Source organism: Microcystis sp. M109S1 (genome assembly GCF_020247025.1).
Lineage (GTDB): Bacteria > Cyanobacteriota > Cyanobacteriia > Cyanobacteriales > Microcystaceae > Microcystis.
The window spans coordinates 1-8,285 of record NZ_JADBRW010000456.1 but is presented as its reverse complement, the minus strand read 5'-3'; the positions used below and the strand labels follow the sequence as shown (position 1 = coordinate 8,285).

Below are 8,285 nucleotides of genomic sequence, written 5' to 3'. Positions count from 1 at the left end.
GTCAGTCTGTAGAGCGACCATAAGACCAGAACAGAGTAAATCTGTTAAGGCAGGTGCGGAACCCCGCAAGGGAAAGAAGCAGAAACCCAAATCGTGAGGTTTGGGAATCACCGTCCGTTTTACGGCGGTGAGGATGTCAACGCTGTTTACTCGTTCACTGCTTTCAATATTGCAGTAAGATTGTACTGAAAATCGAGGTTTCAGGGTGAAAAATGCTATTAGGTACTTAAGTAATTAGCTTTTGTCCCTTGCTTGCCCCACCTCCCACCTCCCCCTTACCTGTACGGGCGGGAAAAAAGTTTTTTCGGGTACAGGAAGTATGTAAAATGGAATGTTGATCTTTCTTGGCCTAAACAGCATTTCATGATTTCGAGTAACGACTTTCGGAGCGGTACGACCATCGAGATAGATGGCTCTGTCTGGCGGGTGGTAGAATTCCTGCACGTCAAACCGGGTAAGGGATCGGCCTTCGTGCGAACCAAGTTAAAAAATGTTCAGACCGGCAACGTGGTAGAACGGACGTTCCGGGCGGGGGAAACCTTGCCCTCAGCCACGATCGAAAAGCGCACCATGCAGCACACCTACAAAGAAGGCGATCAGTTTGTCTTCATGGACATGGAGACTTTTGAGGAAGCAACTCTCACCCCGGTACAAATGGGCGATCGAGCCAAGTATCTGAAAGAAGGAATGGAAGTCAATATTCTCTTTTGGAATGATCAAGTGTTAGACATAGAATTGCCCACCTCGGTAATCTTGGAAATCACCGATACGGATCCAGGAGTCAAGGGAGATACGGCCACCGGTGGCACCAAACCGGCGATCGTAGAAACGGGAGCGCAGGTGATGGTTCCCCTGTTTATTTCTATCGGTGAAAGGATTAAAGTCGATACCAGGGATGGTTCCTATCTGGGACGGGAATAATTGTGATGAGAAGCCCAGAAATGAGGCCTTAGGGGCGGGTTTAGGACTAAAGCCAGTTTGTTCCGAGCCTGTTTCCCAAAACTTAGCCGCTAGATGCGAAAAATCGACGGTTTGGTAGGTGCGAATTTGGATTTGTTGCTTTTTATTTGCGAGGGGATTTCAGAGCGGTGACTATTGATTACAACGAAATTCGAGAACTGATCAAAACATTGGCAGCAACGGATATCAGTGAATTTAGCCTGAAAAGTGCAGATTTGGAGCTAAATATCCGCAAAGGAACCGTTAATACTGCCCTTGGGCCTCTCCCCGCTCCCTTGCCGGTGGTGACGGACCCGGTCGCCGCTCCAGTGGTAGCCGCAGGTCCCACCCCGGTCCCAGAAACTCCCACTCCCGAACCCGTAGCCGCCGCTATGGATAAAAAATGGCTGGCGATTACCTCTCCGATGGTCGGCACTTTTTATCGCGCTGCTGCTCCCGATGAACCGTCTTTCGTGGAAAAAAACGATCGGATCCGTGTCGGACAAACGGTCTGTATCATCGAAGCGATGAAGTTGATGAATGAAATCGAAGCGGAGGTGGCCGGGCAAATCGTCGAAATCGCCGTCGCTAACGGTGAACCGGTAGAATTTGGTCAGACGTTAATGTGGGTTAATCCCGAATAGATAGAATGAAAGCTATCCTCATGACCGCCGTGGATGTCCTACAGCTTAAGGAAGTCCCCACCCCGAAAATTAGTCAACCGCATCAGGTTTTAGTAGCATTAAAAGCCGCTGGTGTCAACCCTATTGATACAAAAATTCGTAAACGCGGCACTTTTTACCCCGAGCAAATGCCGGCTATTTTGGGCTGTGACGGGGCGGGAATTGTCGAGGCCGTTGGGGCGGCGGTGCAGGATTTTCGCCCCGGGGATGAAGTGTATTTTTGTAACGGCGGACTGGGCAAGGCCGGCACGGGAAATTATGCTGAATATGCCCTGATCGAGGCGGATTATCTAGCCCACAAGCCGAAATCTCTTTCTTTTGCCGAGGCGGCCGCTGTACCTTTAGTTTTAATCACCGCTTGGGAAGCACTCTATGATCGCGCCCGTCTTCAGTCGGGACAAAGCGTACTTATCCATGGCGGGGCCGGGGGTGTTGGTCATGTCGCGATTCAGTTGGCGAAACTGAGGGGAGCTAAAGTTTATACGACGGTGGGAAATAGCGATAAAGAGCGTTTAGTGCGGCAATTAGGGGCAGATTACCCGATTTTATACAAACAAACCGATTTTGTCTCGGCGATACTTCAACAAACCGCAGGGAAAGGAGTAGATATCGCTTTTGATACGGTGGGAGGGGAAACTTTTGGGCAAACTTGCCGAGCGGTGCGAGTGTACGGCGATATGGTGACGATTTTGGAACCTACGGGCAGCTGGAAGGAAGCGCGCGATCGCAATTTGCGGATTAGTTTAGAATTAATGTTAACCCCGGCTTTGATGGGACTGCCAGAAGCGCAAAAATATCAAACAGAAATTCTCAGACAAGGGGCGCGTTTAATTGATGAGAAAAAGTTAACTATTCATCTCTCCCAAACCTTCCCTTTAGCGGCAGCTATCAGCGCCCATCAATTGCTAGAAACTGGTTCGGTGACGGGGAAAATAGCCCTAATTATCGACTAGAAATCTGCTTGTCACTATTTTCTCTCATAAGCTGCCCGCGTATTTAGGGTTGGCTGAATAAATCTAAAAACCTTATCCAACAAGGTTTTTAGACTTTTTTGACCTCAAAAAGTGCCGACCCTTGCAGTGATTGGGGGGAAAATTCAGGGACTTTTTCCCTGAAAATTAGGTAATTGACCACCTGAAAATGGGTAAAACCCCACACCCCACACCCCACACCCCAACCCCCAACCCCCAACCCCCAACCCCCACCGAAAAACTTTTTGCTGCAGACCCTAGATAGTCAACAGTTTAGTTGAAACCCGATTAAATTTTCGATCGCTTTGACCAAATCTTGATTAGTCCAATTCCGGTACAGACAAGCGGCGATCGCACATCCCCCCGCACCCACTCCCTCTTTGACAAAACCCTGTTGATAAGCTTGCAAAACCGGGTATTTAGAGGCAGAAAAGTCTAATTGTGTGGCTAATAAAGGCAATTTTCCGATCATGCGGGCTAATCCCACCGTATCCCCCGTTTTATCTTCCGCTACCCAGCGAGTTGTGCCGACGATGATATTTTCCCAGTTAACCGGATAGGCATATTTAGCCACTAGAGCTTGAATTAGGGCAGAAACGGCTAACATTTGGGTTCCTCCGGCGAGGAGTACCCCACCCTGCCGACTGGCGGCAATCGCCATGCCAGCGACGAAAATCTGCTGAGGATCGCCTAGTGCGGCGATTACCTCAAAAGGATCAAAAAATTCTTTTCTCCCCAATCCCTGCTCAACTATTGCCTGTTTCTGAGCATGATTGCACTGGGGATGGCTGCTATTAACTTTGTCCTTGGCCTGATAACCCAATCCCGTTAAAATAGCGAGGGCGGTGGTGGTGCCACCGACCACACACTCGCCGATAATTAGATAACTAGACTGGCGGGCTAATTTTTCTCCCCAGGTTAATCCTTGGGCGAACAGGTGTTTTACTATGGGGAGATCTAGGGCGCGGCCGGTGGAGAGACAACGGGCCGGTTGTCCCCCCAGTTCGATATAATCGACGGCCGGGGGTAAGGGTAAACCCGCATTAAAAACCCGGACGGGAATGGCTAGATTTTCCACCACGGCGCGGGTAATATAGGCAGGAGAAGCACCTACCGTTAGGGGAGGTAAGGGATAACGGGGATGGGGAGAAACCCCTTTAACGACAAATTCGGCATCGGCGATCGCTGTATATTTTCTATCTTCCGGGGTAGCACCGGCGGTGGAGATTCCGGGGATTAATCCCGTCTCGGTAAACCCCAAAACTAGGGCAAATATCGGACAAGATTTTTGATGGCGCTGTAACCAATTTTGCCCCCGTTCGATTTCCGTGTAAATTTTAATCATCTGTTGATTTTGTCCTATTACTTATCACTATTTCGCTCTCTCCATGAGATGATCTTTGATTTCGACATATTTAGGAAATAAGTTATCAATACTAGCCAGTTTTCCCCCGTATGCTAAGGCTGTAGCCATAATAATACGGTCAAAAGTATCTTTGTGAATGGGAGATAAATTAACGGCTCTAATGGCAATTTCGGGGGTAATTGAAAATATATCTATTTTAGCTACTGTTAAAGCTTGTTGAATCCACTCTTGAAGGGGATAACTGAATTCTAATCTTCCCCGTTGGTTAGCAAGGGCTATTTCATAGCAAGAAATGGGTGAAACTCCGAGAGATTCTGCTAACTCAAATTTTTCTAGCCAATGATCGAGAAATCTGTCAAAATTGCCATTTATTAACCACAACCAAATATGAGTATCAAGCACAATTACTTCAGACATTCCCAATCTTCTTCATCTACAATAGGACTGACCATATCACCTAGTATTTTAGCTTTATCCACCATATTCTCCACTGGAAAACGCCGTTTGAATAAGGATGGTTTTTCTTCTAATAAGTTGTTTTTGCTGGCGGTAAAATTTTTAATTAATTGATAAAGTTCATCTAGTTGTTCTTCAGGTAAATTATCAATTGCTGTTTGAATAAGTTCTTTAACAGTCATAGTTTTACTCTCTATTGTCTGAACTTGAGTAATATTATAACACAACGGTTCATTCAATAAAGGGGCTCATCTTTAGATTTTACCTAAAATACAGCATTCGGTTGGGTTGAGCAACTAACTGTGAAGTCAAGAGTCAACCCAAATTAGGCGCATTATCGCATTTACATAAGGACAATTATACATATCCTTTAGCTTGAGCAATGATGATAAATTTACCTAATTGTGTCAATTAATTCTCGGTATATTTTTTCCGATTTACAATTGTTGTCCTAGCTTTATCTAAGGTTTTATATTTAGCCACAATTTATTTGTTGTTCAACTATTACCTTAATCAACTCTTGTGGTAATATTTCTAGATAATCTAACGTCGTATCTGTATCCCCAATATACTGTGATCCTGATTCTTGAATCCATTCAATAAATCGGATAACATAACAACTATCATTAATCGTTTCTCATTCATCATGTAAAATAAAATCAGCTTTTTTGGGTAGCAAAGATTGAATTTTAGCCTTTAAAAGTGGAGGATGAATTAAATTATTGTCTTCCTGTAAAGACTGCTCAAAAAACTTCAAACTTTCTCCGTATTTGGTAAGCTAAGACGCATTTAAACCGCTTATTCTTAGATTAGCGGAATCTCCCCCAATGCAAGAGTGCCTTATCTCAACAAGTAATTTAAACACTTAACAGCTTATGTCTCCCCTGTCTTCTGCAATTATCGATACTTGGCGACGTTTTTACCGAGATCCCCTGGCGGTAATAGGAGCGATCGCATTAATGATAATTATTCTTGCTGTCCTATTCGGTCCGATTTTCTATCGAGTCCCTATCGATGCGATCGATTTCAGTCAAGCTACGGCTCCCCCTAGTTTAAAACATCTTTTCGGGACTAATGATCTAGGCCAGGATCAATTGGCGAGAATCTTGGTGGGGGGTCGAATTTCCCTAGCGGTGGGCATTGCTGCTATGATGGTGGCGATGATTCTAGGGACAGCGATCGGGGCTATTTCTGGGTTTTACGGGGGCGCGATCGATGGCTTATTGATGCGATTAACGGATTTATTCCTATCTTTGCCCCAATTGCCCCTACTTTTACTGATTGTCTATCTATTTCGCGATAGTATCAAAAAAATCGCTGGACCGGAAACGGGCATTTTTATCCTTGTGGTTTTGGTAATCGGGGGTTTAAACTGGATGTCGGTGGCGCGATTGGTGCGGGGAAATTTCTTAAAAATACGGGAGATGGAATTTATCTCGGCTGCGATTGCTTTGGGGGCCAGTCCTTTCCGTTTAATCTGGGTGCATTTATTGCCTAATGTTTTGGGAATGATTATCGTGGCGGCTACTTTAGCGGTGGGTAATGCGATTATTACCGAGTCAACCCTGAGTTTTTTGGGTTTGGGTTTCCCCCCCGATGTGCCGACTTGGGGCCAAATGTTATTTAAAGCTAAAGATTACTTGACAACTGCCCCCCACTTGGTCATTTTTCCCGCTCTAGCTATCGTGATCACGGTGTTAAGTATTAATTTTATCGGTGATGGTTTACGGGATGTCTTTGATCCTAATGTTTAAGGAAGCGTAGAAGTGGATAAGTACCGAAAATTACCCAGAACCTCTATGATGATCAGTAGCGATGGTGAGGAAATAAATACTGTGAGTAGCGTAACTGTCATTAGCGATCAGAAGTTTGACCAAGAGGTTTTTGAGGTCGAAAAACCCGTTTTAGTCTATTTTTGGGCGAGTTGGTGCGGTCCGTGTCGTCTGGTATCTCCCTCGATCGATTGGGTGGCGAAAACCTACGGCGAACGGCTAAAAGTAGTTAAACTAGAAATAGACCCTAACCCCAACTCGGTGGCTAAATGTGATGTGAAAGGTGTTCCCGCTTTACGCATCTTTAAAGATAACGAAATTATTGCCACTCATGAAGGGGCGATCGGCAAACAACAATTACAATCTTTTATCGATACCTATGTCAGCTAATTAGGTATCTGTGGTTATGAATAACTTAACCCTAGCACACCGCTTACAGGCACTCCAATCCAACGTTTTTGCCGATATGGATCGGGCAAAAGCTGCCAGTAGAGAAGCGGGTAATACCATTATCGATCTTTCGCTCGGTTCCTCCGATCTTGGTGCTGCTCCCCACGTTATCGATGCTATAGAGCGATCTCTCCACGATCCTCACACCCACGGCTATTTACTCCATAATGGTACACGAGACTTCCGAATAACTGCCGCTAACTGGTATAGCGATCGCTTTGGTGTCCCCGTCGATCCGGAAACGGAGGTTTTACCCCTAATTGGTTCTCAGGAAGGCACGGCCCATCTACCTTTGGCCCTTCTCAACCCCGGGGATTTTGCCCTGCTCCTCGATCCGGGTTATCCCTCCCATTTGGGCGGTGTTGCCCTTGCCGGCGGTCAAATCTACGGAATGCCAATTTTGGCAAAAAATGACTTTCTGCCGGTTTTAGAGGACATTCCTGACCTAGTGCTGGCACAATCGAAGCTGATGGTCTTGAGTTATCCCCATAATCCCACCACAGCGATCGCGCCTTTAGCATTTTTCCAAAAAGCGGTTGATTTTTGCCGTCAGCATAATTTAGTTTTAATCCACGATTTTCCCTATCTAGACATCTTTTTTGCGGGAACATCGCCTCCCCCGTCAATTTTACAGGCCGATCGAGCTAAAACTAATTCGATCGAGTTTTTTACCTTTTCCAAGTCCTATAATATGGGCGGTTTTCGCATCGGTTTCGCCATTGGCAACCCGCAGTTAATTATGGCTTTGCGACAGATTAAAGCCATGGTTGATTTTAATCAGTATTTGGGCATTCTCAACGGTGCGATCGCTGCTTTAACTGGTAATCAAGATTCGGTCAAAGAAACCGTCGCTATCTTCCAAAAACGCCGGAATGTGTTTATTAATGCCCTAAATCGCATCGGTTGGTCGGTTCCCACTCCGGCTGCCACTATGTACGTTTGGGCGAAAATTCCCCCCAGTTGGCCGGGTAATTCCGTCGATTTTTGTCGGCAATTGGTGGCCCAAACTGGTGTCGCTGTTTCCCCCGGTTCCGGTTTTGGTAAGGGTGGTGAGGGGTATGTGCGTTTTGCCTTAGTTCACGATCCCGATATTCTAGAGGCCGCTGTGGATAAAATTGGCGCTTTTTTGGGATAAAACCGATATTCTAAGCAGTGGTTATGCTGCAATGGATAACTTTCGCCTTGTTGCTTCTGATATTCCGGGTGATATTGGTAATGTGTCCACTCCCAAACTTTCTAGTATTATCGGATTAGGCATACTAGGTAGTGGTTTAGTGGTGCGTCGCCTCGCTAAACGTCGTTAACCGGTGTGGGGTGAGGAGATGAGTTAAAATTTCCCTAATTCCCTACCTTTGCAGTTAAAAGCTTTAATTGTGCTGCTGCCTTTGTAATTCCTCGATAGTTGCGGGGGATAAATCGGTAAATCGGGCAATTTCTGGGATAGGAAAGCCGGCGGATAGCATTTTCACGGCAATTTGTCGAGCTTTTTCCTCTTTGCCTTCCTCTTTGCCTTCCTCTCTGCCTTCCTCTAAAATATCTTGATAGATGACGGATTCTCTCATAATGTCACTCCGAAGGATTTTTTTAATCGTCTCTCGATTTAATACTAACCCGGCGAGAATACTGGTGGCGGCAGCGAGATTGCTTT

General features: G+C 45.8%; 10 protein-coding genes and 1 pseudogene. 7 read left to right on the top strand and 4 right to left on the bottom strand.

The window, feature by feature from the left end; all coding sequences use genetic code 11:
• Window positions 1-363 precede the first annotated feature (363 nt).
• The 3 genes from efp (at window position 364) to IM322_RS22425 (ending at window position 2,575) form a co-directional block, all read left to right on the top strand.
• A complete protein-coding gene (efp, locus tag IM322_RS22435; protein WP_002762061.1) occupies window positions 364-921 on the top strand; it encodes an elongation factor P in 558 nt (185 codons plus the stop codon).
• Window positions 922-1,088: 167 nt separating this feature from the next.
• Complete coding sequence (accB, locus tag IM322_RS22430; RefSeq protein WP_287675967.1) at window positions 1,089-1,583, top strand: acetyl-CoA carboxylase biotin carboxyl carrier protein; 495 nt, start codon at window positions 1,089-1,091, stop codon at window positions 1,581-1,583.
• A 5-nt stretch (window positions 1,584-1,588) separates the two neighbouring features.
• The gene (locus tag IM322_RS22425) at window positions 1,589-2,575 is read left to right on the top strand and encodes a zinc-dependent alcohol dehydrogenase family protein (RefSeq protein WP_287675968.1); all 987 of its coding nucleotides are present in this window, start codon (window positions 1,589-1,591) and stop codon (window positions 2,573-2,575) included.
• Between the two features lie 283 nt (window positions 2,576-2,858).
• Here IM322_RS22425 and cobT read toward each other — a convergent pair whose 3' ends face one another.
• From cobT to IM322_RS22410, 3 genes are read right to left on the bottom strand one after another with little or no spacing between them, the layout of a single operon-like run.
• Window positions 2,859-3,938 (bottom strand): nicotinate mononucleotide-dependent phosphoribosyltransferase CobT, encoded by a 1,080-nt coding sequence (cobT, locus tag IM322_RS22420; protein WP_287672649.1) that lies wholly within the window; start codon window positions 3,936-3,938, stop codon window positions 2,859-2,861.
• A gap of 27 nt (window positions 3,939-3,965) precedes the next feature.
• Window positions 3,966-4,376: a type II toxin-antitoxin system VapC family toxin gene (locus tag IM322_RS22415; protein ID WP_287672648.1), complete on the bottom strand. Its 411-nt coding sequence runs from the start codon at window positions 4,374-4,376 to the stop codon at window positions 3,966-3,968.
• Entirely contained in the window at window positions 4,364-4,597 is a 234-nt protein-coding gene (locus tag IM322_RS22410; protein ID WP_287672646.1) for a hypothetical protein, read from the bottom strand. Before IM322_RS22410 ends, IM322_RS22415 begins: the two co-directional genes overlap by 13 nt.
• A gap of 693 nt (window positions 4,598-5,290) precedes the next feature.
• On the opposite strand from IM322_RS22410, the gene IM322_RS22405 reads away from it, so the two are divergent.
• Genes IM322_RS22405 through IM322_RS22390 form a run of 4 tightly spaced genes read left to right on the top strand, consistent with a single transcriptional unit; the run spans window position 5,291 to window position 7,941 of the window.
• Entirely contained in the window at window positions 5,291-6,169 is an 879-nt protein-coding gene (locus IM322_RS22405) for an ABC transporter permease (protein WP_287672644.1), read from the top strand.
• Between the two features lie 45 nt (window positions 6,170-6,214).
• A complete protein-coding gene (locus IM322_RS22400; RefSeq protein WP_081106816.1) occupies window positions 6,215-6,577 on the top strand; it encodes a thioredoxin family protein in 363 nt (120 codons plus the stop codon).
• Between the two features lie 16 nt (window positions 6,578-6,593).
• The gene (locus IM322_RS22395; protein WP_287672642.1) at window positions 6,594-7,772 is read left to right on the top strand and encodes an LL-diaminopimelate aminotransferase; all 1,179 of its coding nucleotides are present in this window, start codon (window positions 6,594-6,596) and stop codon (window positions 7,770-7,772) included.
• A 31-nt stretch (window positions 7,773-7,803) separates the two neighbouring features.
• Entirely contained in the window at window positions 7,804-7,941 is a 138-nt protein-coding gene (locus tag IM322_RS22390; RefSeq protein ID WP_287713331.1) for a hypothetical protein, read from the top strand.
• Between the two features lie 63 nt (window positions 7,942-8,004).
• Here the strand turns inward: IM322_RS22390 and IM322_RS22385 are convergent.
• Window positions 8,005-8,285, bottom strand: a pseudogene (locus IM322_RS22385) (Rpn family recombination-promoting nuclease/putative transposase); the annotation flags it as partial.